The sequence below is a fragment of the Suttonella sp. R2A3 genome, from assembly GCF_021513215.1.
In the GTDB taxonomy this organism is placed as follows: Bacteria; Pseudomonadota; Gammaproteobacteria; order Cardiobacteriales; family Cardiobacteriaceae; genus JAHUUI01.
This window is the reverse complement of sequence record NZ_CP090975.1, coordinates 1193529-1217883: the sequence shown is the minus strand read 5'-3', so window position 1 is coordinate 1217883 and position 24355 is coordinate 1193529. Positions and strand designations below refer to the sequence as shown.

25 protein-coding genes are annotated in these 24355 nt (G+C 47.5%); 8 read left to right on the top strand and 17 right to left on the bottom strand.

Annotation, left to right across the window (positions count from 1 at the left end):
* Positions 1 to 116: 116 nt before the first annotated feature.
* From L0B52_RS05755 to L0B52_RS05740, 4 genes are read right to left on the bottom strand one after another with little or no spacing between them, the layout of a single operon-like run.
* A complete protein-coding gene (locus L0B52_RS05755) occupies positions 117 to 560 on the bottom strand; it encodes a DNA polymerase III subunit chi (RefSeq protein WP_235063786.1) in 444 nt (147 codons plus the stop codon).
* A complete protein-coding gene (locus L0B52_RS05750; RefSeq protein WP_235063785.1) occupies positions 547 to 1413 on the bottom strand; it encodes a D-amino-acid transaminase in 867 nt (288 codons plus the stop codon). Before L0B52_RS05750 ends, L0B52_RS05755 begins: the two co-directional genes overlap by 14 nt.
* Complete coding sequence (locus L0B52_RS05745; RefSeq protein WP_235063784.1) at positions 1406 to 2614, bottom strand: argininosuccinate synthase; 1209 nt, start codon at positions 2612 to 2614, stop codon at positions 1406 to 1408. Before L0B52_RS05745 ends, L0B52_RS05750 begins: the two co-directional genes overlap by 8 nt.
* Positions 2615 to 2664: 50 nt before the next feature.
* Positions 2665 to 3705 carry a metal-dependent hydrolase gene (locus tag L0B52_RS05740; protein ID WP_235063783.1) on the bottom strand — a complete coding sequence of 347 codons (1041 nt, stop codon included), beginning with the start codon at positions 3703 to 3705 and terminating at the stop codon, positions 2665 to 2667.
* A 157-nt stretch (positions 3706 to 3862) separates the two neighbouring features.
* On the opposite strand from L0B52_RS05740, the gene L0B52_RS05735 reads away from it, so the two are divergent.
* The 3 genes from L0B52_RS05735 to aroB all read left to right on the top strand — a co-directional run bounded on the left by L0B52_RS05735 (position 3863) and on the right by aroB (position 7235).
* Positions 3863 to 4834 (top strand): dipeptidase, encoded by a 972-nt coding sequence (locus L0B52_RS05735; RefSeq protein WP_235063782.1) that lies wholly within the window; start codon positions 3863 to 3865, stop codon positions 4832 to 4834.
* Between the two features lie 83 nt (positions 4835 to 4917).
* Positions 4918 to 6144, top strand: coding sequence for a lytic murein transglycosylase (locus tag L0B52_RS05730; RefSeq protein WP_235063781.1), 1227 nt, complete (start codon positions 4918 to 4920; stop codon positions 6142 to 6144).
* Positions 6141 to 7235, top strand: coding sequence for a 3-dehydroquinate synthase (gene aroB / locus L0B52_RS05725; RefSeq protein ID WP_235063780.1), 1095 nt, complete (start codon positions 6141 to 6143; stop codon positions 7233 to 7235). Before L0B52_RS05730 ends, aroB begins: the two co-directional genes overlap by 4 nt.
* A 38-nt stretch (positions 7236 to 7273) precedes the next feature.
* Here aroB and L0B52_RS05720 read toward each other — a convergent pair whose 3' ends face one another.
* From L0B52_RS05720 to L0B52_RS05695, 6 genes are all read right to left on the bottom strand, one after another.
* Positions 7274 to 7558, bottom strand: a complete 285-nt coding sequence (locus tag L0B52_RS05720; RefSeq protein ID WP_235063779.1) for a hypothetical protein — start codon at positions 7556 to 7558, stop codon at positions 7274 to 7276.
* Positions 7559 to 7868: 310 nt separating this feature from the next.
* Complete coding sequence (gene ald, locus L0B52_RS05715; protein WP_235063778.1) at positions 7869 to 8990, bottom strand: alanine dehydrogenase; 1122 nt, start codon at positions 8988 to 8990, stop codon at positions 7869 to 7871.
* Positions 8991 to 9156: 166 nt separating this feature from the next.
* Positions 9157 to 9663 (bottom strand): TPM domain-containing protein, encoded by a 507-nt coding sequence (locus L0B52_RS05710; RefSeq protein WP_235063777.1) that lies wholly within the window; start codon positions 9661 to 9663, stop codon positions 9157 to 9159.
* Complete coding sequence (locus L0B52_RS05705; protein ID WP_235063776.1) at positions 9660 to 10517, bottom strand: YgcG family protein; 858 nt, start codon at positions 10515 to 10517, stop codon at positions 9660 to 9662. The genes L0B52_RS05710 and L0B52_RS05705 overlap by 4 nt, the downstream gene beginning before the upstream one ends.
* A 292-nt stretch (positions 10518 to 10809) precedes the next feature.
* Positions 10810 to 11799 carry a hypothetical protein gene (locus L0B52_RS05700; protein WP_235063775.1) on the bottom strand — a complete coding sequence of 330 codons (990 nt, stop codon included), beginning with the start codon at positions 11797 to 11799 and terminating at the stop codon, positions 10810 to 10812.
* 91 nt (positions 11800 to 11890) lie between these two features.
* Positions 11891 to 12403, bottom strand: coding sequence for a ClbS/DfsB family four-helix bundle protein (locus tag L0B52_RS05695; protein WP_235063774.1), 513 nt, complete (start codon positions 12401 to 12403; stop codon positions 11891 to 11893).
* A gap of 160 nt (positions 12404 to 12563) precedes the next feature.
* On the opposite strand from L0B52_RS05695, the gene L0B52_RS05690 reads away from it, so the two are divergent.
* The gene (locus L0B52_RS05690; protein WP_235063773.1) at positions 12564 to 12743 is read left to right on the top strand and encodes a lipoprotein; all 180 of its coding nucleotides are present in this window, start codon (positions 12564 to 12566) and stop codon (positions 12741 to 12743) included.
* A gap of 55 nt (positions 12744 to 12798) precedes the next feature.
* On the opposite strand, the gene L0B52_RS05685 is transcribed toward L0B52_RS05690, so the two are convergent.
* Complete coding sequence (locus L0B52_RS05685; RefSeq protein WP_235063772.1) at positions 12799 to 14676, bottom strand: calcium-binding protein; 1878 nt, start codon at positions 14674 to 14676, stop codon at positions 12799 to 12801.
* Between the two features lie 317 nt (positions 14677 to 14993).
* On the opposite strand from L0B52_RS05685, the gene L0B52_RS05680 reads away from it, so the two are divergent.
* Together L0B52_RS05680 and L0B52_RS05675 are read left to right on the top strand one after the other, a co-directional pair.
* On the top strand, positions 14994 to 15545 hold the full coding sequence (locus L0B52_RS05680; protein WP_235063771.1) for a cytochrome b: 552 nt from the start codon (positions 14994 to 14996) through the stop codon (positions 15543 to 15545).
* 84 nt (positions 15546 to 15629) lie between these two features.
* The gene (locus tag L0B52_RS05675) at positions 15630 to 16178 is read left to right on the top strand and encodes a YceI family protein (RefSeq protein ID WP_235063770.1); all 549 of its coding nucleotides are present in this window, start codon (positions 15630 to 15632) and stop codon (positions 16176 to 16178) included.
* Positions 16179 to 16264: 86 nt separating this feature from the next.
* Here L0B52_RS05675 and L0B52_RS05670 read toward each other — a convergent pair whose 3' ends face one another.
* The 4 genes from L0B52_RS05670 to L0B52_RS05655 form a co-directional block, all read right to left on the bottom strand.
* The gene (locus L0B52_RS05670; protein ID WP_235063769.1) at positions 16265 to 17287 is read right to left on the bottom strand and encodes an ABC transporter ATP-binding protein; all 1023 of its coding nucleotides are present in this window, start codon (positions 17285 to 17287) and stop codon (positions 16265 to 16267) included.
* The gene (locus L0B52_RS05665; protein WP_235063768.1) at positions 17271 to 18929 is read right to left on the bottom strand and encodes an iron ABC transporter permease; all 1659 of its coding nucleotides are present in this window, start codon (positions 18927 to 18929) and stop codon (positions 17271 to 17273) included. The genes L0B52_RS05670 and L0B52_RS05665 overlap by 17 nt, the downstream gene beginning before the upstream one ends.
* Positions 18907 to 19914 carry a Fe(3+) ABC transporter substrate-binding protein gene (locus L0B52_RS05660; RefSeq protein ID WP_235063767.1) on the bottom strand — a complete coding sequence of 336 codons (1008 nt, stop codon included), beginning with the start codon at positions 19912 to 19914 and terminating at the stop codon, positions 18907 to 18909. Before L0B52_RS05660 ends, L0B52_RS05665 begins: the two co-directional genes overlap by 23 nt.
* A gap of 154 nt (positions 19915 to 20068) precedes the next feature.
* Entirely contained in the window at positions 20069 to 20506 is a 438-nt protein-coding gene (locus tag L0B52_RS05655; RefSeq protein WP_235063766.1) for a CopD family protein, read from the bottom strand.
* A 206-nt stretch (positions 20507 to 20712) separates the two neighbouring features.
* Between L0B52_RS05655 and mnmA the strand changes: the two genes are divergently transcribed.
* Positions 20713 to 21816, top strand: a complete 1104-nt coding sequence (gene mnmA / locus L0B52_RS05650; protein WP_311195328.1) for a tRNA 2-thiouridine(34) synthase MnmA — start codon at positions 20713 to 20715, stop codon at positions 21814 to 21816.
* Positions 21813 to 22421 (top strand): high frequency lysogenization protein HflD, encoded by a 609-nt coding sequence (gene hflD / locus L0B52_RS05645; RefSeq protein ID WP_235063765.1) that lies wholly within the window; start codon positions 21813 to 21815, stop codon positions 22419 to 22421. Before mnmA ends, hflD begins: the two co-directional genes overlap by 4 nt.
* Positions 22422 to 22437: 16 nt before the next feature.
* Here the strand turns inward: hflD and L0B52_RS05640 are convergent, their stop codons facing one another.
* Together L0B52_RS05640 and L0B52_RS05635 are read right to left on the bottom strand one after the other, a co-directional pair.
* Complete coding sequence (locus L0B52_RS05640) at positions 22438 to 22857, bottom strand: diacylglycerol kinase (RefSeq protein WP_235063764.1); 420 nt, start codon at positions 22855 to 22857, stop codon at positions 22438 to 22440.
* Positions 22829 to 24355: a Ppx/GppA phosphatase family protein gene (locus L0B52_RS05635; RefSeq protein WP_235063763.1), complete on the bottom strand. Its 1527-nt coding sequence runs from the start codon at positions 24353 to 24355 to the stop codon at positions 22829 to 22831. Before L0B52_RS05635 ends, L0B52_RS05640 begins: the two co-directional genes overlap by 29 nt.

Genomic DNA, 24355 nt, shown 5'->3' with positions numbered 1-24355 from the left:
CGCTATCGCTAAGATCGCGCGCTAAAGGGTCGATCCGATCGTTTCGACGCTAAAGGTCGCGTAGTTTAGCACAGCACATTATTGATAGGTTTACAATGCGTAAATTTTTTAATGCCTTACAGGCGGTGGGTTTGTGGGGTGATACCTCGAGCGCGATAAGCGGCAAAACGTGCGCGGGTGGCAGAAAGCACTTCCTGATGAGCGCTGACAAGTTCAAAAATACGCTGGCAATCGCGTGGAATATCTGGTTGCGGCTCAAGACTTAAGTTGATTAATACATCCGCACGGTTGGCGCGCTCAGGCGGCGCAGCCAGCCAAATTTTGGCATGGCGGGCTAATTCGTCGTCTAGGCGGCAGTGCGGAAGAAAACTCTCTTGTTTGAAACGCCAGAGTCGCTCATCGAGGGTGTCCAGCATGTCTTGATCGGCACAAAGCACAAATGCAGATAATCCCTCTTGCGCGGATCGCTCAACCAGGCGGCAGGCAAAAGCCAACCGCTGATCGAGATCCGCCTCATCAGGCAAAACATAAAAGCGCGTGATTAGCTCAGGCGTTCGCATTGAGGTTTGTGACGCGATCAATGTAGGCTTGGCGCAAAGCTAAAGTGCGTGCGCCGGGTTTGCCGTCGGCAAGAACGTGTTTATCGATCGCGACAACCGGCATCACCATGCCGCCAGCCGAGGTCACAAACGCTTCATCGGCAGCTTGCGCTTCTTCAACGCTAAAGCAACGCTCTTCCAGGGTTAGCCCGTGTTCGCCTAACACCTCAATCAGCGTGCGACGGGTGATGCCGTTAAGGATGTCATGGCTTGCTGGGCGTGTGACCGCTTTATCACCTTGGATAATCCACGCGTTACTACTGCTGCCTTCGGTAATCTGTCCTGCATCATCGACCATCCACGCATCGTCATAGCCGTTATTTTTTGCCATCATTTTAGCTAATGATTGCGCAAGTAGTTGGGTGGTTTTAATGTCTCGACGCTGCCAGCGGATGTCTTGTTGCGTCATCACCCGCAGCCCTTTGTGCACCATTGGGTCGTTGAGCAGGTTTTTTGCTTGGGTAAAAAGCACGACGTTTTGTTGCATATTAGGATCAAATACAAAATCGCGATCTGCGCTGCCACGCGTCACTTGTAGATAAACAACGCCCTCTTTGAGTCGATTATCGGCAATGAGCGCTTCTTGAATGTTGATGAGCGCTTTCGCCGACATCGGCATTGTCATATTGAGTTCTGTGAGTGAGCGCTCAAGGCGTGCAAGGTGGGCTTCGTTATCGAGCATGGCGCCGTTGAGCACAGCGCTCACCTCATACACCGCATCGGCCATTAAAAAACCGCGGTCAAAAATTGAAATTTTTGCCTCGTTTTCGGCAACGAACTCGCCATTTACGTAGACGGTGCGTAATTTAGTCATTATCGCGCCCCTTCGCCGCGCCAATTCTCAAGCGCAGTGCGTTGAGTTTAATGAAGCCTTCGGCATCTTTATGATTATAGGCGGCTTCGTCATCGAAGCTGGCAATCGCGTTGTCAAAGAGGGTGTCCTCTGAGCTACGACCGAGCACGGTCACATTGCCTTTATACAGTGCTAAACGTACTTCGCCGTTAACCGACTGTTGGCTTTCATCAATCAAGCCTTGTAAGAGTTTGCGCTCAGGCGCCCACCAGTAGCCGTTGTAAATCATTTCGGCGTATTTTGGCATGAGAGAATCTTTCAAATGTGCCACTTCGCGGTCCAAGGTAATCGACTCAATCGCGCGGTGTGCTTTGAGCATGATGGTGCCGCCAGGGGTTTCGTAGCAGCCGCGGCTTTTCATGCCAACATAGCGATTTTCAACGATATCAATTCGCCCAATGCCATTGGCACCTGCTAAAGTATTAAGTGCTGCGAGCATTTTTGCAGGGCTTAAGCGCTCACCATTGAGTGCTACCGGATCACCGTGTTCGTAAGTGAGGGTGATTTCAGTGACTTCATCAGGGGCGTTTTGTGGCGACACACTGCGTAACCACATATCTTCCCCTGGCGCGGTATCAGTTTCTTCCAGCTCATTGCCTTCATAAGAAATGTGCAACAAGTTAGCGTCCATCGAATACGGTGCTTTGCCTTTTTTCGCAGAAATATCGATACCATGAGCGGCTGCATAGTTAAGCAGTTTTTCACGGGTGAGCAAATCCCACTCGCGCCAAGGCGCGATAATCGTCACTTCTGGCATCAGAGCATACGCGCCTAGTTCAAAGCGCACTTGGTCGTTGCCTTTACCAGTCGCGCCATGCGAGATCGCATCCGCCCCGGTTTCTTTAGCGATTTCCACTAAACGTTTAGCGATTAACGGACGGGCAATTGATGTGCCGAGTAAATATTCGCCTTCGTAGATGGTGTTGGCGCGAAACATCGGGAAAATATAGTCGCGGGCAAAGGTTTCGGTGAGGTCTTCGATATAGATTTCCTTAACCCCAAGCGCTTGTGCCTTAGTGCGCGCCTGCTCCACTTCTTCACCCTGACCAATGTCGGCGGTAAAGGTCACCACTTCGCATTGATATTCATCCTGCAACCATTTCAAAATCACCGAGGTATCTAAGCCACCGGAATACGCGAGCACGACTTTTTGAACCGACATGGTTTTTCTCCTATTGAAAAAACGAAAGCGAATATTTTAGCGCATTGTACTTATTCCGACCACTGCGCATAAGGTAGCGCTGTGCCGTAACGTAGGCGCTGCCAAAGATGCCCCAGTTGTGCACTACGATCGCTGGAGGAAAAAGCGCGTGGCGCGGCTTCTGGGAAAACAGGCTGTGGTTCGGCGTTCGCATCGTCTTGTGCGATCGTGAAACGGAAAAAGCTCTGCCCTCCATAGCCCATGCGCTCATCGATGAGTATCCATGCGCCATGTTCGTGGCGCACATCCACCCAGCCGTCGCTAAACCACGACAGACGTTGATAATTGGGATTATCGGCCATTTTTGCATTGAGCGCACGATGATAAGCCATCTCGCGCCATTGCGGCGGATGATCATCAAGCAGGCCGCTGACCAGTTCATAGCGGCGGTTTTGATCGTCTTCGGCAAGCACGCGCCAAAGCAGGGTAGTCAGCGGCATGGGAATCGATTTTAGGCGCGTTAGGGTGATGTCGTGTGCGGCAAACGTCGCACGGGCGCGGTTTTCACTTATTTGTTTGGCCACTAGGGAAAACGCCAAGTATGCACAGGTAAAACATAAGGCAAACCACGCCAACTGATTTACTCGCCGACGGTAGCCAAAGAGTAGACCTAAAAGGGTAGCGAGCAAAAGGGGAAGCGTAAAAATCGGGTCGATGATAAATACTGATGACCAACTCTCAGGTGTGCGCTCAAGCGGCCAGAAGAGCTGCGTGCCATACACGGTAAAGCTATCGAGAATCGGATGGGTGACTAACACCAACCACAGGGTGATGAATAAGCGTTGCTGAGAGTAACCGCGCTGTGCAGCTGGTCGGTATTTGTCGATTAACCAGCTGAGTAGGGCGGCAAATGTGGTGAGGACAAAAATCGAATGCGAAAAGCCACGATGGGTGGTCATTGCGGTGATCGGGTTTGCGTAGCGGATGAATACATCCAGATCAGGCACTGTGGCGAGTGCTGCACCATAGAGGTAGGCTTTACGACCTTGGTATTTGCCGAGAGAAGTGCCTTGAATACTTGCGCCAAGTACGGCTTGAGTGACTGAATCCATAGACTAATTGCAAAAACACCCATCATACGCGATTAAGAACAATCATCCAGCGATAAAAGGGGGTGCAGAAGCGCTGATTGATTAATACAGAGAATCGCTTTTTTGTTACGTATTTCCTCGCTATCATGGGCGTTTTATCGGGGTTTAAGGAAGTGTTATGACAGTTTCATGGTTTGCAGATGCACATGCTTGTTTGCCACTGCGTGGAGAGAGCAATATGGATCAGCTGCGTAGACATTACGACAGCGGCGTGCGCTATGTGTCGATTAATGTCGGGATGGATATGAATCCGCTGGCGCAGGTGATGACCACGATTGCTGGATTTCGTCGCCAAATTGCTGAGCGCGATTGGCTGATGCTGGCGAGCACTCATCAAGATATTCTCGATGCGGCTACGAATGATCAATTGGCGGTGTCTTTTGATTTAGAAGGGGCGCTACCGCTATTGGAATCAGTCGATATGATCGCGCTTTATCACCAGCTTGGGGTGCGGCAAATCCATTTGGCGTATAACCGCAACAACTCGGCCGCTGGTGGTGCGCACGATGTGGTACAAGGGCTCACCCCACTTGGGGAGCAGATGGTTGAGGCGATTCATGCACACGGCATTTTAATGGATCTGAGTCATTCACAGGAGCGTACAGCGCTCGATATTTGTGAGCTCAGTGGCGATCGGCCGGTGTTATTTAGTCATGCGAATCCACATGCGTTGGTTGAGCATGGGCGCAATATCAGTGACGCAGCGATTAAAGCCTGCGCCGGGACTGGTGGAATCATCGCGCTTAATGGAGTTGGGCGTTTTATTGGTGATGAGGCGTTGCAACCCGAGTCTTTATTGCCGCATATTGATTATGTGGTGCAAATGGTTGGCATAGAACATACCGCCATTGGTCCAGATTATTGCTACGATGATGGCATCAGCGACCGTCCTGAAGGCTTGGATCCCGGGTATTGGTGGCCGAAAGAGGCGGGTTATGATCCGATCCGTGGGTTAACCGGTAAATACGTTGCCCCTGAAGGGTTGCCGCGTATTGCAGAAGGGTTGGCCAAGATGGGTTATAAAGACACTGATATTGCTGCGATTATGCGTGATAATTTATTGGGCTTGATTAAGCGTGTGTGGGGATAGGCGCAAAATCGTGACCCTATGACGTGCTTGCGCTAAGATAGAATGCACCTATTTAAGAAACACGAATTGCTACGGAGAAAACCATGCCATCGATTTGGGCTTTATTATTGCCTTTCTGTCTGATCAGTACAGGGTGTGTGCGCGTCAATACGTACACGCTTCCGGATCCGAAAGACGATGTGGCGGTTGAGGCGCAAGAATACCGTAATTTTGATGCGTGGTTGGGGGCGTTTCGTGCGCGCGCTTTAGCAGAAGGCGTACCACCGCTGGTTATCGAAACGCTATCGCAGCAAATGCATTATCAACCAAGCATTGCCAAACTCGATCAAAAGCAGCCTGAATTTAGCAAAATGATTTGGTCGTATCTTGATAGCGCAGTCAGCGATGCACGGGTGAATCAAGGCCGTAAATGCGCCGCTGAACAGAGCGCCTTATTGCAGCGTTTAGGTCAGGAATATGGCGTGCCGGCAGAGGTGATCGTTGCTATTTGGGGGTTAGAAACTTCGTATGGGGTGGATACTGGTAATACAGAATTATTCCCAGCGTTGGCAACTTTGGCCTATCAAGGGCGACGTCGTGCATTTGCCGAAAATCAGCTGATTGCTTTGATGAAGCTGATGAACGCAGGGGATGTGACGCAGAATCCGGTGCATGGTTCGTGGGCTGGCGGTATGGGACAAACGCAGTTTATCCCCACTACATATGCTCGCTATGCGGTCGATGGCAACTATGATGGCCGGCGTGATTTATGGTCGACGGCTGATGCGCTCGCTTCAACTGCAAACTACCTGAGCGCTTCAGGATGGCAGCAAGGTGTGCCCTGGGGTTGTGAGGTCGCGTTGCCAGCAAATATCAGCGATAACTATGTTGAACAAACGATGAGTATGGCACAATGGAACGCGCTTGGCGTTTCTTGTATCACACAAAGTGTACCGGCGAATGCCAATATGAGCTTATGGCTCCCAGGTGGGCGTAATGGTCCTGCGTTATTGCGTAGTGATAATTTTGAGGTAATCAAAGTGTATAACAATGCCTCAAGTTATGCGCTGGCCGTTGGTTTGCTCAGTGATGCGATTGCCGGTAAACCAGCGCTGCAAGGACAATGGCCGCGCGAGTATGGCGCGCTGGCAACCACCCAAGTACGTACGATTCAACAGCGCTTAAGTGAGCTGGGCTTTGACCCAGGAGCGGTCGATGGCATCTTAGGCGGCAATACCCGCAAGGCTTTCCGTGAATGGCAACGTAGCCAAGGCGTATTCGCTGATGGTTTTATCTCACAACATAGCGCACAAGGACTACTGATCCCATGAGCATACTCACTGTTAACTTACCTGCTGGCAAATCACGAAGCTATCCTATTTTGATCGAAGCTGGATTGCTAGCACGCACTGAGGCTATACGCGAGCATCTACCAGCGCAGCAAATTTGTATCGTTACAAACGACACCATCGCACCGCTCTATTCAGACACGCTTAAACGTGCGCTCGGCGATAAAACAGTGATTGAGGTTATCCTCAAAGATGGTGAAGCGTATAAAAATTTAGCTGCTGTGAGCAGCATTTTTGATGCGTTGATCACTGCGCGATTTAATCGAGACGCGTTGATTGTTGCGCTTGGCGGCGGTGTGGTTGGCGACATTGCCGGCTATGCGGCAGCCAGCTATCAGCGCGGTATTGCCTGTGTGCAGATACCAACCACCGTACTCTCGCAAGTTGATTCTTCAGTAGGTGGCAAAACCGGGGTCAATCATCCGCAGGGCAAGAATATGATAGGTGCTTTTCATCAGCCACAAGCGGTACTGATTGATATTAATGTTTTAGAAACTTTGCCAGCGCGTGAATTCAGCGCCGGTCTTGCTGAGGTTATCAAATACGGGTTGATTAATGATGCGCCGTTTTTTGCGTGGCTAGAGAATCATCTTGACAAAATTATGGCTAAAGACGCTGATACTTTGCGTGAGATGATTGCCCATTGTTGCCAAAATAAAGCTGATGTAGTGGCCGCTGATGAACGTGAAAGCGGGCAACGTGCGCTGCTAAATTTAGGCCATACCTTCGGTCACGCTATCGAGTCACTCACCGGCTATAAGCGCTATCTTCATGGGGAGGCAGTTTCCATCGGTATGGTGATGGCAGCACTACTTTCTGAGCAGCTCGGGCATATCGAAGTAGCTGATACACAACGTATTATCGACTTACTAGATCGCGCAAACCTTCCCATAGTGCTCGATGCCGATCTGAGTCCTGATGCGATCTATCAAGCGATGTTGCTAGATAAGAAAGTCGCGCAAGGCCAGTTACGTCTCATCATTATGCAGCACTTTGGCCAATGCGTGATCGCAGGTGCCTCACAGGCTGAAATCCTCAAAGCGATTGCGATTGCGAGTGTGAATGCTGCTTAAGTACAGCGATTAATTACCTAGATTACGCTTAAAGTCATTTAGCAAGCAAAGAAATTGGCGCGTTGGTGTTGGCGTTCGATGAACGCGCACATCGCGACTAATGACTTATCCTGTTCTGGAAGAACTTCTTGTGTTTCACGCCACATATGACATGCCTTTGAGAGCAAGCGCATGCGCAGTGCTAGGGGGAGTATGTGCTCATGGCGACGAAAGTCATCAAGCAGCATGGCATAAGCACAGCGCAACGACCATAATGCTTGAGAAAAGACCGCTTCATCCAAGGCTTGTTTTGCATCAGTTAAAAAAGACTGCAATTTGCGCATTACTTCTGCACATTCTTCGTCGCTGGCGCATATAGGGCAAATGTTGGGGCTGCGGCTAGTTGTTGCTATCATAGAACACCTCATCAATGAGTATTATGCGGATCTTCAATATGAGAAGATGCTCACATTGAAGATGCGCTATTATTTAATGATAATCATTGACATTTGTCAACAAAAAAACACTTCATTCGCACCTTCCGGCACAATATCTCGTACTGAAAGGTGTTATCGATGACTATATATAGTGTTATCAGGTGAGTGCCAAACAAACAGTTGCGATGCTATTTGTTTGGCTTGGACGAGATTCGATTTATAAGCGCGCAATCGCGTCATGCACTCGGATATAAGGCAGATTTTGCGCCTCGGCAACGGCCTGATAGACAATATTTCCTTGGCAGACGTTCAGTCCGTTACGTAAATGCTCATCGTCTTGTAAGGCTTGCTTGATCCCTTTGTTGGCGATGGCCAGCACAAACGGCAATGTGGCGTTATTCAGCGCATAAGTAGAGGTTTTAGGAACACCACCAGGCATATTAGCCACACAATAATGCACCACATCATCAACAATATAGGTTGGTTCTTGGTGGGTGGTAGCTCTACTGGTTTCTGTACAGCCACCTTGATCAATCGCGACATCAACAATCACTGCGCCTTTTTTCATCTTTGATAATAGAGTTTTAGTGACCAATTTTGGTGCATTAGACCCCGGGATCAAGACGGTACCGATCACAACATCGGCATCAACCACATAATCTTCAACGCTTTGCGTCGTAGAGTAGACGGTATGTGCTTGTGTGCCAAAAATATCAGCTAAATAGCGCAGGCGCTCGATGTTACGATCAAGAATGGTCACATCTGCGCCCATACCGATGGCAATTTTCGCCGCATTTGTGCCCGCGACGCCACCACCTAAAATCGCTACCTTACTCGGCGCAACACCAGGCACACCACCAAGCAGCATGCCCTCGCCATGACTGTTTTTCTGCAGATGATAGGCGCCCACTTGAGTGGCCATACGGCCGGCAACTTCTGACATCGGTGCAAGTAAAGGCAGCGTACCTTGGCGAGACGTGACTGTTTCATAGGCTACAGCGATGCATTTACTTTGCATGAGGCCTTCTGTTTGTTCTGGATCGGGCGATAGGTGTAAGTAGGTAAAGAGGATTTGATCGGCGCGCAGTTGTTTGTATTCTTTTTGCTGAGGTTCTTTGACTTTAACCACCATCTCAGCACGACTAAATATTTCGGATGCTTCGCTCACGATTTCCGCGCCGGCTGTGCGATAAGCCTCATCGTCCTCGCCAATGCCTTCTCCGGCATGGGTTTCGATGATCACTTGATGCCCACTGGTGCACAATTCGCGGACGCTATCGGGGGTTAAACCCACACGAAATTCATTACTTTTGATCTCTTTTGGTACGCCAATCAACATAATAGACTCCTAAAATAATTTGCCGCAATATTACCTTAATTTTAACAATGATGAATAGTCATAAACAACAAAATTAGTATAATCAAACGATTGTTTGCTAATCATGAAATGGTGCGTATAGCCAGTCTGGCTTTGCCGTAAAAAGCTGAAAAGGGGGGCTTGATACTTATAAAACCACGACACGATCAGGCAGCTCATTACCATGAGGATCATCAGGGCAAGCGAAGTGTTCACGCAAGGTGTCGCCAATCGCACTGAGTAATTGCTCTAAAGCGATTTGCGGCGATCCTTGGTCAATGTCAGCAGCGGCTTTGTCGCATAGTCGTTGCCAGGTTTCCTGCGCAACTTTTTCACCAATGCCACGATCAGCAACGAGCTCCAAGCGTTTTTCGGCTAAATTCAGATAAATCAGTACGCCGCTGCGTTCCACCGTATCCCAAATACGTAGATGTGCGAATAGATCTTCGGCTCGCTCGCGAATTCGTTGGTTAAAGGCGACACCTAGCGGCATTGAACGCTCAATAAGCAGGCGTATTTCGCCACGATGGCCGCATTCAGCCGCTTTGTTGGCTTCATTAAGCGCGGCAATAACGCGATGGTTCAGCCATCTCTGGCGTAATGGAATAAAGCTAATTTGGCGCAAGCTACGCCCGATATTATGGATAATCGTCACCACGAACCTCCTGCGCCGCCACCACCGCTACTGCCACCACCGCCCCAAGAAGAGCCGCCTCCTGAGGACCATCCTCCGCCCGAAGAAGGCCAGTTACGATTGGATCGAGACGAACCTTTAGTGGATTTGGGTAGCGAAAAAATAGCGAAAAAGACAAACATAAACACTAATATTGGAATGATGCCAAACGAGAATCCCATGGTGAGGATAACAATCGCTGCCGCACTACCATATAAGATAATAAAAGTGAGCAAGCTGCCCAAAAACTTACGCAAAAAATTACCGATAAAGGCAAGGACCATTAAAATAGGCACAAGCAAATTCTCGAGCGTAGTTCTCTCTTTCTGGTCATGCGATGGCCTATTTTCAGCAATCACTTCATCGCCGTTAAGTACCGCTTCTACAGCACTCATACCGCTGATGATACCCGCGGCATAATCGCCTTGTTTAAAATAAGGGGTGATGTTGTTTTCGATGATACGTTTGCTGGTTATATCAGGTAGTGCGCCTTCTAAGCCGTAGCCAGTATGAAAACGTAACTTACGATCATTAACCGCAACGATCAGTAATAGGCCGTTATTGGATTCGGCATTACCGAGTCCCCAGCGCCTAAAGACAGCCAAGCCATAATCAAACAGATCTTCGCCATCGCTGGAGTCAATCGTCAGCACTGAGGCTTCCATTAAACCGGCTGTGCGCGCTTGTTGTAATTGTTCTGTGAGCACGGTTTCTTGTTCAGCAGGGATCACGCCAGCAAGGTCTACCACAGGTGCGGCTGCTGGTATATCAGCGAGAGGCAGTGCTTGTAACCATACGCTGAACAAGCATAGAAATAAACCCCACCAACGCTTCATGATCACCCTTTGTTCGCAACAATAGTTAAAGTATAGCGAGAATCTTTATGACTGCCAATGAACACCATGATAAGTTGGGTTTATCTCAGTTAAGGAATACTCAGCAAACCATTTAGGATTGAGGGCTAACTTTTAGTTACCAGTGTTAAAAGACAGGGTGTTATGCGTCAACTTATGACGGTCTTGCCAAAGCTTTGCACTTTGTTCTTGATATATGAAAATTAACCGGTTAAATTCTATGAATGAACTGTTTCAAATTCGGGGGTATTTATACTGGTTTAAAGAACCTTTTTTATTTTATGCAATGATATGAAATTGGGATGTTAAATGTATTTTTCAAAAACCATATATACTCAGAAGTTGTCTTGTCCAGTTCAAACTCTCCTGCGACTACCAACTCTACATTAAACTCTTGCCTGTTCCAAAATGCATATTCAAATAATTGCCCTATCGCTTGACGAATACAGGATTTAGCTGAACTTCCAGTTTTAATTTCATAAAATATATAGCTGTTCTTGCTGTTTTCTACAACAATATCAATCCGATTTCCATTTATTGGATTTTCTAAACTAACCGCATCTTTTCCAAATATTGAAACTAAGTGGTCATATAGTTTTTCCTGTAAGTACGTATGTCTAGCGTCAATATTAATTTCTCTTTCTATAGGACTGTAAATAGCACTTCCCGGCAATATTTTTGATTTATTATTGAATATGAATGTATCTTTCTTTTTTGTGGTTTCTATTATTTTCTCTGATTCAATTTCTACTTCCTGGTAGATATTTAATAAATCATGAAAAGTTGATAATATTTCGTCAAAATTAATTTCTTTAGTATTCATTAACTTTCCGATAAATATAAATGTCCCACCTTGAACTAATTCAGTACCTATTTCATGAACTCCTGTAATGTCGCTCCTTTCTCCTTTGTAATGCCACATTCTATAATCTTTAAATAACTCTGGCTCATTTCTGATCAAAGCATTAATTTTTAAAATTTTTGGATATAAAACTCTCAAATCAGTAAGAGAACGACTTGTGACTAAGGAAAATGCTAATCCATATCGAAAACTTTCATTTTCAAATCCAATATTAAATTGTATTTCTTTTCTTCCACCACAATGAAAAGCCCAACCATCGTTAGAAATGGTTTGATCTGTAAAAATTTTAGAGCTCGCTTTTCTATTAAGTCCTTTTATTTTTTTGCGTAAATTTTGAAATTCTCCGAATAAATGTTTTTTTGATCGTTCATTTATTTCGTTGGCTATTTCTCTAATATTCATTTTGATAGTCCGTAGCTTTTTGATAATAGGTTGATGGTGATTTAGCTAAGAGTGGCATGGGGTTTTAGAGTGAACATTTCAATTTAGTGTTCTAGTTTGTCGTTACATGCTTTTTGTGTTTTTTAATGATCTTCATCGCCCAGTCATAATGACTCGAGGTAGCGGAAACGCAATAGCTTCCTAAACTTGTCGTTCCAGTCCAAGAAAAATATTTTTTTGTAAATAATGCTTCGTCTGAAAAAGCGCGTATTAAGTTCATGACCTCTGCATGACTGTCTTGCAGAATGGTTACTGATTTTTCTAAAGACGTTTTCTGATGCTTCTCCCAGAAAGCATCGTTCATTTGTGGATAAGTTCTCCAATTGTACGGTTTGGGTAAGAAGTGTTGTTCTTTTCCTGCCTGATTTGAATCAACCCAATTGAGCAAAAGTTGATGCCATTCATATAAATGCACTAAAACGTCGCGAATATTTTTATCTCTACCCTCGAAGCTGAATAGCGCGTTTTGCTCTTCTTTGCTCATTGAATCAATCAGCGTGAATAATTGTGCGAAGTTCATTGTGCTGGCTGATTCTAATGCTTCTTTTGTGGAGGGTCTTGCCATGGTTTTGCCTTTATAGACTATCTCAGTTAAGCCATTTACGTTGGACTATAGCATAGTCTCTACGTTATTGGCTGGTGGTCTAGTATTTAAGCGATTTTAATCGTGATGCTGACCAATGTAGGCTATGCTTAAGCGACATTGACTAACCTTGGAGTCGGTTATGCGAGGGTTTATTTTCGTGTTATTCGCGGCGTTTGTCGTGGCTGGTTGCCAAAGTAGCGGCGGGGGTTCTTCTACCGATGTGTATGGTAGCGTGGGCGTGAGCACCAGTATTGGTGGTAGCGGCGGCAGCTCAAGCGCTAACCATGTTGGTGTTCAAGGGAGTGTGCCGATAAATTAAGCACCACTGCCTGCCTTTTATCAGCAGGTAGGGCGCTTATAGCGGATGCAATAGGTTAGATGACGACGATTGCACTATGATTGAGCACATCTTCAACGCGGCTGTTTTCAACACTAATGTTGAGCGATTGATAGCTTAGTAATACATCGTCACCGTGTTGGCTTGCGATATCACCTAAGGCAATCTCTTCGCTAAATAGCGCTTGAGAGAGCAACAGCGTATCGTGCTCGGCACTGTCGGCATTAAAATCGGTGATGCGGTGCGTGCCGCTGTCTTGCTGGAAGATAAAGTAGTCATCACCCAGTCCACCAGAGAGTAAGCTATCACCAGAGCCGGCAATCAAAACATCGTTGCCTTCAGCGCCATAAAGCTGGTCAGCACCAGCGCCACCGATTAACACATCATGCCCTTTGCCACCGTGTAATAAGCTGTCGTTATCGAGTGCCTTTAGTGTATCGTTACCAGCTTGCGCAAACACGACTTCACCACTGAGCATATCATCACCTTCGCTACCTTCAACGCGCTCTTGGTACGCAATATCTTTATTGGCCCAGCGGAGTAACTTAAAGCGCTGGTCCGTGAGGCCTTGATTGCTGACTTGATAAGGGCGGGTATTGCTCAACCAATCATCGGTAAAAGAAATTTGCTCAACGCCGCTAACCTGTTTTAAGCCATTGTCAGCGTGCGAGTTAAAAAATAGCGTATCATCGCTTAGGCGATAAACGTTCCAGTCATCGCTGCGACCGTCAAAAATCAGTGTGTCTTTACCTTCTCCGCCCTCAATGCGGTCTGCGCCTGTGCCGGTTTTGATGGTGTCGTTGCCTTTCCCACCGTCAATATAATCGCCTTGATCGCCGCCTTTAAGCTTATCATCGTATTGCGTGCCAATAATGAATGCTGGGGTGTTGTGATGGTTTGAGGTGGGCGAGGTTTTATCTTCTACCCAGGTTGTCCCACGAGAGAGACCAGTTAAACTACTGACGATCACTGTGCTATCAGCGTGCGTGAATTCATAGAACGCCGAATCGGCAATCCGCGTTACCGCATCGCTGAACACGCCATCAATGTGCGCATACCAGCCAAAGGGAATGTTAAGAATAGAAAAAGGACTGATGTTCCAAAGTGGCGAAGCATAGGCCTCATCAAATAACACAATATTATCAAAGGAGCTCTCGAAGGAATTATTAGGATTGACCAGGCCCGGTTTGCCGGCTTTGATCGCATCTAACGCGCTCGCTTCATTGCCGACCACGCGATATACCACATCATTTTCATAACCCATATTGAGTACAACAGATGAGTCATCGTAAATATAGGGTGAACTGTGGCCGATATAATCCGCATCCTTAAAAAAGCCATCGGCGAGTGCCTCGCGATGTTTTGCCATGATATTGGTCATACCGCCACCGAGGCTGTAGCCGGTCACTAAAACATCTTCACCGCTCAAACCATTCGCTAAGGCAAGTTCTTTGACCTTATTCAATAATGGCTCCATATTAGGTGCGATGGTATTCTCGTTGATTTGGAAATAATCGAGTATATCAATCGGAGAGTTCGTGCCGGCGAACACCACGCTGATTTGTGTGAGCGTGCCATGATCATCATATCGACCAAGGATTTTCGCTTGTGGTCCACTGGGAAGAAAACCTGTAATCGGGCTTTCAATTGGAAATTGGCCATAGAAATCCAGGCTATCTTCCGGCATGTTGAGCTCTGTTGGGGTAAGCTCTCGCCAACCATCGGGCAAACGCAGATTGACCTTATTAGCTGCCAAGCCGTGGTTAAGAACTCGATCAGATAGCCCTTGTAAGAAGTTTTCGGTGGGTAACCCCATAATCCCTGAAATATTGCCATAAACCGCTAATTGTTTGGACGTTGCCATTAATGCGGCAGATTCATTACTTGTGTAGTGTTTATAATCGAACATCGCCATATTCAGTACTTCCTATCATTGATCGGATCGTTAAGCTCGTAGGCTCACTATGGCAAGATACTTTGGTGTTGGGTGAGAGGATGCCAACGAATCATGCGTATCGCCTTGGCTGCAAGCTTCCAGGGTTGTCAAGAGGACAAACATTTATTTGAAATAAACGATTGACTTATAACAACGACCAAGAAGATTAATATAAGGATAAACTATTGTCAACATCTACTATATAGATTACTTATTAAGTGCCTTAACACCTGCTCACTGTTTTCTCACGATGAAATCAGGTTTAATAATTATCTAAGCTTTAACAATGATTCATTATGATTGGCAATTCTTCTACCCGTTACGGTGTTGTGCACGTTATGTTGCACTGGTTGATGGCTGTATTGATCGCGTTTTTATTTGGCAGCGGTCTTTATATGGTCACGCTTGGTTATTACGATGCGGGCTATCACACCTGGCCGGTGCGCCATAAAGCCATTGGCTTTATCCTCGCTGTGTTATTGATCTGGCGACTGATTTGGTTAGTGAGTCAAAAAAAACCGCGGGCCCTGGCCACTCACGCACGTTGGGAGATTGGCCTCGCACACGCAACCCATGCGCTGATGTATATTGCGCTGTTGGTGTTGGTTAGCACGGGTTATCTCATTGCAACCGCTAAAAATACCCCGATTGACGTGTTTGGCTGGTTCCGTATCCCGGCGATGGTTGATGCGGATAAGCAAAGCGAATGGTTAGGGCAAGTGCATTTATATGCGGCCTGGAGTTTGATTGCGATGGTGGTTTTGCATGTGCTCGGAGCGCTGAAACACGCGGTGATAGATAAAGATGACACCCTAAAACGCATATTTGGTTGCGATAGTACACAATAACACTTGGTAATGATAATTTATATTATTACAGCGCGTTGTCTTTTAGAATAAAATTGAATTTTTTCACTATACGGAGCATTGACTATGAAAAAACTCATCCTAACTTCAGCCATTGCTTTAGCTGGTGTGAGCACCATCAGCCACGCAGCCCCACAAACCTATGAAGTGGAACCAAGCCACTTTTTTATCCAGTTCAAAGTACCTCATTTGGGCTTTAGCTATGTTATCGGCACATTTAACGATATCTCTGGGACTTACGACTACGACAGCGAGACAGGAGCAATCAGCAACGTTGATGTGAGCGTCAATACCGAATCTCTGGATAGTGATCATGGTGAGCGAAATAAGCATTTACGCAGCGGTGATTTTCTCGATGTGAGCAATCATCCCACCGCGACTTTTAAATCTACCGCTTGGCAGGATGGCAAGCTAACCGGTGAGCTGACCATTCATGGTGAGACTCAGGAGGTCACGATTCCTGTGACTAAGATGGGCGAGGGTGAGGATCCTTGGGGAAAATATCGTAGTGGCTTTGAAAGTAACTTTACCGTGAATTTCGCGGATTTCGGTATCCCTGACAAAATGGCTCAGGCAGCTGAAATATACGTGACTGGCGAAGGCGTTCGTCAATAAGCGGATACGACTAAGCCAAGCTAAAAAACCGGCCATTGTGCCGGTTTTTTATGGAGAATTAGTTGGTGTATTGTTTTATGCAAAGCCTACAAACGCACTTGTAAACGCGCTTGGTCGCCCACTTGTAAACGGTTTTTACACACCACATTCAGCGTTTGCTCGGCAAGAGCGACGCGGTACTCACAGAAATCGCCAAGAAAGCGCACCCGTTCAATCGTGGCGTTGCCATCGGTCGTATCGGCGCTTAACAGCAATTGATGTGGGCGTAAATAGACATCGATCGTTTCAGAATGTTCTTCACGCACCATTAATTGCCCACGTGCGCTGGCTGGGATTGTGCCCAAGCTGCTTTGCCAGGTTTCTCCCTGTTTTTTAAAACGAACAGTCGCACCATGCCCCAAAAAAGCCGCAATATCTGCGTTCGCTGGCGCGTCATAAAGCGCGCGTGGGGTGGCAATTTGTGCGATATTGCCTTCTTCCATGACGGCCACTTGATCGGATAAGGCGAACGCTTCCGTTTTGTTGTGGGTCACAAAAATGGCGGTCATATTCTGTTCGGCAAATAGCTGTTGTATTTCGCCGATCAAGCGCTCGCGAACCTCGTTATCGAGGTTAGAAAACGGCTCGTCGAGTAATAATAAATTCGGTTCTCTTACTAAAGCGCGGGCAATGGCAACCCGCTGCTGTTGTCCACCTGAGAGCTCATGGGGATAACGTTTGCTGAGTTCGTGTAAGCGAACAATCTCGAGCATATTGCTCACTTTTTCCTGACGTGCAGCCTTGGCCAATCCACGCAGTCCGAAGCCAATATTCTCGGCAACCGTTAAGTGCGGAAACAGAGCGTAGTCTTGAAAAATCATCCCCACTTGGCGTGCCTGTGGGGCAACATGCACACCATTACCGGCAATAACGGTGTTATTCAGTGTCATCGTGCCAGCGCTAATCGGTAATAACCCAGCAATCGCTTTTAAAATCGTACTTTTACCGCAGCCTGATGGGCCGAGTAGTGACAGGATATCGCCTTGGGCGAGGCTAAGGCTACAATCATGCACCACTTCGTTTCGCCCATAGGCGATGCTGACGTGATCAAGGCTAAGGTAGTTGTGCATTTTTCTTATCCATCGAATAGGTGAGTAACAAGACCGGTGGCAGGCCGATGACAACCATCAACAGCGCAGGAAGGGCAGCGACTTCAAAGCGTTCCGCGGTCATGTATTGATAAATATAGGTAGAGAGTAATTCTACATTAAAAGGGCGCAGTAGTAAGGCTGCGGATAATTCTTTCATCGATTCAAGAAAGATGAGTAAAAAAGCAGTCAATAAGCTGTTGCGTAGCAGTGGTAGCCAGATTTTGCGCGCCGTTTCGCTGTGGCTATAGCCATTTAAGTACGCGCAATCATCGTAGCTATGCGGCATTTTGCTCATCCCGGCGTCAACTGCGCCAATACCGATGGCGGCAAAACGGCAGGAAAAAGCGAGCGCCATCGCAAAAAGGGTACCGCTGAGCAATAAACCAACATTGCCGTATCCGCTGGCGTTTGTGAACGCGTTGATCGCGTGATCGATGCTGGTGGTCACAATCAGTACGCCGATCGCGAGTACCGTTCCCGGTATGGCGTAACCTAAAGAAGCCAGCCGTGCGGTCCAGTTACCACGCTTTGGACGAAGACGGGCATAACCTTGCAAAATAAAGGCAATAATCACAGCCATCGAAGCCACACTAAAGGCTACTTTTAAGGTATCAATCCCCATGCGCGCAAACGCTGGCCAATCGGTATCGGCGAAATAGCGAACGGCTTGGGTGCTCAGCCAGAGCGCCGGCAGAGCGAAACCGAGCAACACAACCAGCGCACACCAAGCGGTAGCGAGCCAGGCTTTAGCGCCGGTTAATGGGACGCGCAACATGGGTGTTTGTCGCTCACTATAAAAGCGCATATGACGTCGGCCACGCTTTTCTAAGGTGATCAGTACGACGACAAAAAGCAGCAGCAAACTCGATAATTTAGCCGCCAGTGGCAAGTCAAAAAGCTGTAGCCAGGTGTCGTAGACTGCGGTAGTCATATGCCACACCGAGAAATACGCTACCGTGCCGTAATCGGCTAAGGTTTCCATGCCAACCAGGGTGCAGCCAACGGCAATCGCTGGACGCGCTAAGGGCAGCATGACTTTGTAAAATACTTGGGCTTCGCTGCGCCCAAGCAGGCGTGCTGCGTGGATGAGCGATTGTGATTGCTCGGAAAAATTCAGCGACACTAACCAATAAACATAGGGCGAAAACACCAGCGAAAGGACAAAAATGGCCCCACCCATAGTGCGCATATCGACAAACCAATAGTCGCTGGCATTTTGCCAGCCAAACCAGTCACGCAAAGCGATTTGTATGGGGCCGGCGTAATCGAGTAAATCGGTATAAACAAACGCCACCAGATAAGCAGGCATCGCCATCGGAAGCAAGAGTGCCCAGCGCAAGATGCGCCGTGCAGGGAACTCAAATCGGCTGATCAGCCAGGCTGAGGGGACGCCCCAGATAACCGCCATGGTGCAAACGCCCAACAGCAGGATGAGGCTGTTGCGCATATAAATAAAGAGGACTGTGTCATAAAGGTGGCGAAAATTATCCGAATAATCGGAGAACGCGACCACCAATAGCGCGATAATTGGCGCACACAATAAAAGCGAGAGCCCCCACGCGAGTGGGGGCCATGCTTTAGCAATACCGGTTAGGGTATTAGAGGTCGAATTGGACTTCATCAACCAGTTTCAACGCCTTGCTGTAGTTATCAGCTACTTCGTTAATGTCGATTTCATCTTGTTTGAACTCGCCCCAAGACGCAACTAAATCAGACTGCGCCACACCTTCTTTGACCGGGTATTCGAAATTCACATCAGCATACATTTGCTGCGCTTTATCAGCAGTTAAAAACTCAATTAACTGCAACGCTTCGTCTTTATTCGGTGCGTATTTAGCCAACGCAACGCCAGACACGTTCATGTGTGTGCCGTAGGTTTCCTGGTTCGGGAAGTTGATCACAGCAGACTCTGCCCAGGCTTTTTGCTCAGGCTCTTTTTCGTTAGTGAGCATTTTGCCGTAGTAGTATGAATTACCGAGGGCATAATCACAAATACCTTCCATAATCGCTTTAACTTGTCCGCGGTCATTACCTTGTGGTTTGCGCGCCAAGTTAGCTTTAACGCCTTCCAGCCAGGTTTTCGCTGCTGCTTCGCCTTCATGTGCAATGACAGAAGCAATCAATGATAAGTTGTACGGATGCTTGCCTGAACGGGTACAAATTTTGCCTTTGTATTCAGGTTTTGCGAGGTCTAAATAGGTGAAGCTTGTAGGGAGTTCGCCAACACGCTCTTTAGAGGAATAAACATTGCGTGCACGAGAGGTTAGTGCTACCCATTGATCGCCGCGCATGTTTTCAGGGATGTTTGCGTTAACGGTTTCAGATTCAATCGCTTGTGTTAACCCTTCGTTAACCAGCTCTTCCAGGCGACTGATATCAACGGTTAAGACGATATCTGCAGGTGACTGTGCGCCTTCGCGTTTGATGCGTTCGGCCAAGCCATCTTTAACATAAATGGTGTTGGTTTTAATACCGGTTTCTTCGGTAAACGCATCGAGCATCGGCTGGATGAGGAAATCTTGGCGATAAGAATAAACATTTACATCCGCTAATGCAGAGGCTGAAATCGCGCCGAGTAGGGCGCCGACAATAATTTTCTGGCGCATAATAAGCTCCTTTAATGGTTGCAGAAAACGTCAGAAATGGTATTCATTATAAGAACGATTGTCAATACTGTTTAAAAAATACAATCAGTTTAAATCATCGATGACTTTTGATCATTGCACCAAGCGTAATGACAGGGTTTTCAACCATCAGATCTTAAAATGGCTTGAATGTTGCTAGTAGCACGATCACGATAAGAAACAGCACAGGTAACTCGTTGAACCAACGGTAAAATACGTGGCTGTGGCGATTTTTACCGCGTGCAAAGGCTTTATTTAAACGCCCACAATAGATCCAGTAACCCATCAGCAATAAGACCAAGGTAAGTTTAGCATGTAGCCAGCCCATGTGGCTATACATACTCCATGCGCCTTGCCAAAGTAGCAGCGCACCAAAAATCAGCATCAAGCCCATGCCGATGTGGCCAATGATATAGAGTTTGCGTTCCATCACCACAAAACGCGCGATCGCTTGCTGTTCGTCGTTTTCTTGCGCCATTGCGTGGTAAACATAGAGTCTTGGCAGATAAAAAAGGGCAGCAAACCAGCTCACCATAAAAACAATATGTAAGGCTTTCCAAAGTAAATACGTCATGATGATTCCTTAAATTATGGTGCGCACAACAGGCGCTTAGTTCGCCAGATATCATAACATTTTTAGGGTATTGAGACGAAGTTTGCGCTTAAGAAAAATTCCACGCAAGACGTCGAAAATACGTTGATTAGCGCCTGCTCATATAGTCGGTTGGGATTTGGTATCGTTTAACGATAAAATAGGGTGTTTTCTCAATGGAATAAGGCATGCAGACAACGTTTATGCCCGATAAAAAGGCAACCATTGCCGTAGGTATTTCTGGTGGCGTCGATTCGTCGGTCACCGCGTGGTTGCTCAAAAAAGCGGGCTATCATGTGATCGGGATTTTCATGAAAAACTGGGAAGAATCGTTTTCCAGCAGCTATTGTAGCGTTGAAGAAGATATCGAAGACGCGCGCGATGTGTGCGAAACGATCGGGATTGAATTGCATACCGTGAATTTTGTGCGTGAATACCACGAGCGTGTGTTTAAGCTGTTTTTAGATGAGTATGCCGCCGGGCGCACGCCGAACCCCGATGTGTTGTGTAACCGTGAGATCAAATTTGCTGAGCTCGCGCATTATGCTGCAGAATTGGGTGCGGATTATTTAGCGACCGGTCATTATGCACGCCGTGGCGAGCAGGACGGACAGGCGACGCTGCTGAAAGGGATCGATCAAAGCAAGGATCAAAGCTATTTCCTGCACCAAATCACCCCTGAGCAATTATCAAAAGCGCTGTTCCCACTAGGTGGAATGGAAAAAAGCGAAGTGCGCGCGATTGCTGAACAAGCTGGTTTGATCACCTTTGATAAAAAAGACTCCACCGGCATTTGTTTTATCGGCGAACGACCATTTCGCGAGTTTTTACAGCAATATTTACCCGCACAGCCTGGCAAAATGCAAACCGCTGAAGGGATTTGGATTGGTGAGCACATGGGGCTGATGTATTACACCATCGGACAACGCCAGGGATTAGGGATTGGTGGTGTGGCAGGGGCTAGCGATGAACCGTGGTATGTGCTCGATAAGGATCTGGCCAATAACACGTTGATTGTTGGCCAAGGTGAGCACCCGTTGCTCTATCATCGTCGCCTGCGAGCCGGACAGTGCTCATGGTTGAATGAAGCACCACAGAATGGGAAAACCTATCACGCCAAAGTGCGTTATCGACAAGAAGACCAACCGTGTGCGGTCGCCCTCAATGGCGATACGATGATGGTGACCTTTGATGAGCCGCAGCGCGCGGTCACACCGGGGCAGTATGTGGTGATTTATGATGGTGATCGTTGCCTGGGTGGCGGTGTGATTGAGGAGCGGTTTAGGGCATGAGCGATACCACATTGAACGATCAGGCCTGGTGTTTATCGGCGCTGTTTAGCGCGATTAACGGTGTGCGTGATTTGGCTCACACAGGTCATACAGATAAAGGGCTGTTAGAGGCTTTGCTGCCGTGTTTGTTGCAGCAAAACGCTGCGGTGATCAGCGATTATTTTGGCAATCCTGAGCTGCTTGATAAAGGGCGGCAGTTATTAACCGCGATGTTTCAGCAAGATGTTGATAGTGAGTATGTGCGCTATAGCGTGCAACTGATGCACGTTGAGAAAAAGCTCAGTAAAAATCGTGCGTTGATGGCCGAATTGCTCGATGGGTTGGCCGATGTCCGTCGTCAAACCAGCCATTTTCCGCCCACGCATGAGAATGTGCTTGCCAATATTGCCAGCGTTTATCAACGCACGGCGAGCGAGGCGGCCCCAAAAATCATGGTTGGCGGTAACGAGCAGTATTTACAGCAACAAGCGGTGATTGACCAAATTAGAGCGTTACTGCTGTGTGCAATCCGCGTGATTGCCTTGTGGCGGGCGAATGGTGGTAATCGTTGGCAGCTGATGTTCTCGCGCAAAGCGATTCTTGAAGCGGCTGAAAGCGCTTTTTAAACCGTTTGGTGTTGTGTTAGAACCAAGTGTGGGTGATCGCCATTACCCACAAAATAGCCAAAAGAATCAAGGAAATATATTGCGCGGCGTTGCCGGCATCTTTCGCGCGCTTGGCCAGTGGATGCTTTTCTAACGAAGTGTGGTCAACCGCAGATTCGATCGCGGTGTTCAGGAGCTCGACAATAATCGAAAAAAATGACGCAAATACTAACACCATAGTGATGGCGAGCTTAAATGGCAAGAAAAATAGCGCGATGAGTAAGGTGCTGTGTAATAACAACAACTCGCGAAATCCTGCTTCTGCGCATGCTGCACAAACGCCATCAAAAGAATAACACAGCGCATTGGCTAAGCGTTGTAGGCTGTGTGTGTTGCGTAGCTCGGCGTTACCTTTGTAAGGGTTGTCTTTAAATAGATTTTTTTGTTTCTTCGTCATGTTCTTTAAAGTGAAGGGTAAGTTTGCCACCACAGTTTGCCCAATATTCCTGTTCTTCGACGAGATCAGCGTGGGTCAAAGGGTGGGTGGCAAGATAATCTTTGGGGAAAGTGAGGGTGAATGTGCTGCCTTGTTGATCAAGGCTGGGGTATTGATCGTGGCTGATGTTGCGTCGCGCACGATAAATCAGCGCGGCAAGGCGCAGCGCTAAGCAATATTGCAAAGTGAGCGTATCGGCCGGTTTAGACAGCGCCATGATCGGTTTATAAGGGAGTTTCTTGCGTTGCCCTTTAATGAGTAAGGCCATCATGTTTTGCATCAGGCGCGAAAAGCCGGGCAGATCCGCATTGCTGATTAAATAAGCGCCGTGCTGTTGCTGCTTGCTCAAGGCAACAGCTAAGCCAATTTCATGGACTTGTGCGGCAAAATAGAGCATTGGCACCAGACGTGGCGGTGCTTTAAGCGGCAGTTGATTATTGAGATGTTCGGCAAGTTCGCTAACGCGGTTGGCATGTGCGATATCGATATTAAAGCGCTGCTGTAAGGCTCTAATCGTATATTCGCGTTCATCGGTTTGCCCGTCGCTGCGTCCCATTAAATCGAGCAAAACTCCTTCGCGTAGTGCTTCTTGTGAGACGATCGCCTCATCAATCTGTAAGTGCTGAAAGAGGCCGGCTAAAATGCACACCCCACCGGTAAAACCAAAAGCGCGCGCCTCATCGATATCAAGCTGGTCGGAGAGGTATTTGTAATGGCCTATTTCAACCAATTGATCGAGCAGGTTGTTGAGCTGCTTTATGTTGATACGGTTTAGGTTGGCGTCTTTACGCTGCAGTACTTTAAGCACGCTTTTTGCCGTACCCGAGCTTAAAATCACCCGCTGCCAAGCAGTATTGGTATAAGAGGTGATATGTGGCTCAATCGTTTTACCCACGTGATTGAGCGCTTTTTTCACCCCACTTTTGCTGATTCTACCTTTGGCAAAAAAACGTTGCGCCATATTCGCACAGCCTATTTTTAACGAACGCAATACATCAGCCTGGGTGTTTGTGCCGACAATGATCTCGGTGGAGCCGCCGCCGACGTCGATCACTAAATTATGGTCTTTGAAATGGTTGTGTGCGGTGATGCCGAGATAAATCAGGCGCGCTTCTTCTGTGCCGCTGATGATCTCAATCTCGTGGCCTAGAGTCGCTTCAGCACGTGCGACAAAATCTGCGCTGTTTTTGGCAATCCGTAAGGTATTGGTTGCGACCACGCGGATATGCTCGTTAGGGATGTTATCCATCAGCTGCCACATTTGCGATAAGGCATTTAAGCCGCGCTGCATCGCTTTTTCGCTTAAGGCGTTGTCTTCATCTAAACCCTCACCCAGGCGCACCATGTGTTTGACCTTGTCGATTTCCTGGATGCCATTTTGGGTGGTTTTAACCACCAGCAAATGAAAACTGTTCGAACCAAGATCGAGTGCGGCAAAATACGGACTCATTGAAAGCAT

Coding starts and splice junctions, on each gene's coding strand:
- L0B52_RS05730 (WP_235063781.1), top strand. CDS start 4,918: ATGCCATCGATTTGGGCTTTATTATTGCCTTTCTGTCTGATCAGTACA.
- aroB (WP_235063780.1), top strand. CDS start 6,141: ATGAGCATACTCACTGTTAACTTACCTGCTGGCAAATCACGAAGCTAT.
- L0B52_RS05740 (WP_235063783.1), bottom strand. CDS start 3,705: ATGGATTCAGTCACTCAAGCCGTACTTGGCGCAAGTATTCAAGGCACT.
- L0B52_RS05735 (WP_235063782.1), top strand. CDS start 3,863: ATGACAGTTTCATGGTTTGCAGATGCACATGCTTGTTTGCCACTGCGT.
- L0B52_RS05680 (WP_235063771.1), top strand. CDS start 14,994: ATGATTGGCAATTCTTCTACCCGTTACGGTGTTGTGCACGTTATGTTG.
- L0B52_RS05745 (WP_235063784.1), bottom strand. CDS start 2,614: ATGTCGGTTCAAAAAGTCGTGCTCGCGTATTCCGGTGGCTTAGATACC.
- L0B52_RS05750 (WP_235063785.1), bottom strand. CDS start 1,413: ATGACTAAATTACGCACCGTCTACGTAAATGGCGAGTTCGTTGCCGAA.
- L0B52_RS05700 (WP_235063775.1), bottom strand. CDS start 11,799: ATGAATATTAGAGAAATAGCCAACGAAATAAATGAACGATCAAAAAAA.
- hflD (WP_235063765.1), top strand. CDS start 21,813: ATGAGCGATACCACATTGAACGATCAGGCCTGGTGTTTATCGGCGCTG.
- L0B52_RS05755 (WP_235063786.1), bottom strand. CDS start 560: ATGCGAACGCCTGAGCTAATCACGCGCTTTTATGTTTTGCCTGATGAG.
- L0B52_RS05655 (WP_235063766.1), bottom strand. CDS start 20,506: ATGACGTATTTACTTTGGAAAGCCTTACATATTGTTTTTATGGTGAGC.
- L0B52_RS05660 (WP_235063767.1), bottom strand. CDS start 19,914: ATGCGCCAGAAAATTATTGTCGGCGCCCTACTCGGCGCGATTTCAGCC.
- mnmA (WP_311195328.1), top strand. CDS start 20,713: ATGCAGACAACGTTTATGCCCGATAAAAAGGCAACCATTGCCGTAGGT.
- L0B52_RS05635 (WP_235063763.1), bottom strand. CDS start 24,355: ATGCTTTCAATGAGTCCGTATTTTGCCGCACTCGATCTTGGTTCGAAC.
- ald (WP_235063778.1), bottom strand. CDS start 8,990: ATGTTGATTGGCGTACCAAAAGAGATCAAAAGTAATGAATTTCGTGTG.
- L0B52_RS05675 (WP_235063770.1), top strand. CDS start 15,630: ATGAAAAAACTCATCCTAACTTCAGCCATTGCTTTAGCTGGTGTGAGC.
- L0B52_RS05665 (WP_235063768.1), bottom strand. CDS start 18,929: ATGAAGTCCAATTCGACCTCTAATACCCTAACCGGTATTGCTAAAGCA.
- L0B52_RS05690 (WP_235063773.1), top strand. CDS start 12,564: ATGCGAGGGTTTATTTTCGTGTTATTCGCGGCGTTTGTCGTGGCTGGT.
- L0B52_RS05705 (WP_235063776.1), bottom strand. CDS start 10,517: ATGAAGCGTTGGTGGGGTTTATTTCTATGCTTGTTCAGCGTATGGTTA.
- L0B52_RS05695 (WP_235063774.1), bottom strand. CDS start 12,403: ATGGCAAGACCCTCCACAAAAGAAGCATTAGAATCAGCCAGCACAATG.
- L0B52_RS05685 (WP_235063772.1), bottom strand. CDS start 14,676: ATGGCGATGTTCGATTATAAACACTACACAAGTAATGAATCTGCCGCA.
- L0B52_RS05640 (WP_235063764.1), bottom strand. CDS start 22,857: ATGACGAAGAAACAAAAAAATCTATTTAAAGACAACCCTTACAAAGGT.
- L0B52_RS05720 (WP_235063779.1), bottom strand. CDS start 7,558: ATGCGCAAATTGCAGTCTTTTTTAACTGATGCAAAACAAGCCTTGGAT.
- L0B52_RS05670 (WP_235063769.1), bottom strand. CDS start 17,287: ATGCACAACTACCTTAGCCTTGATCACGTCAGCATCGCCTATGGGCGA.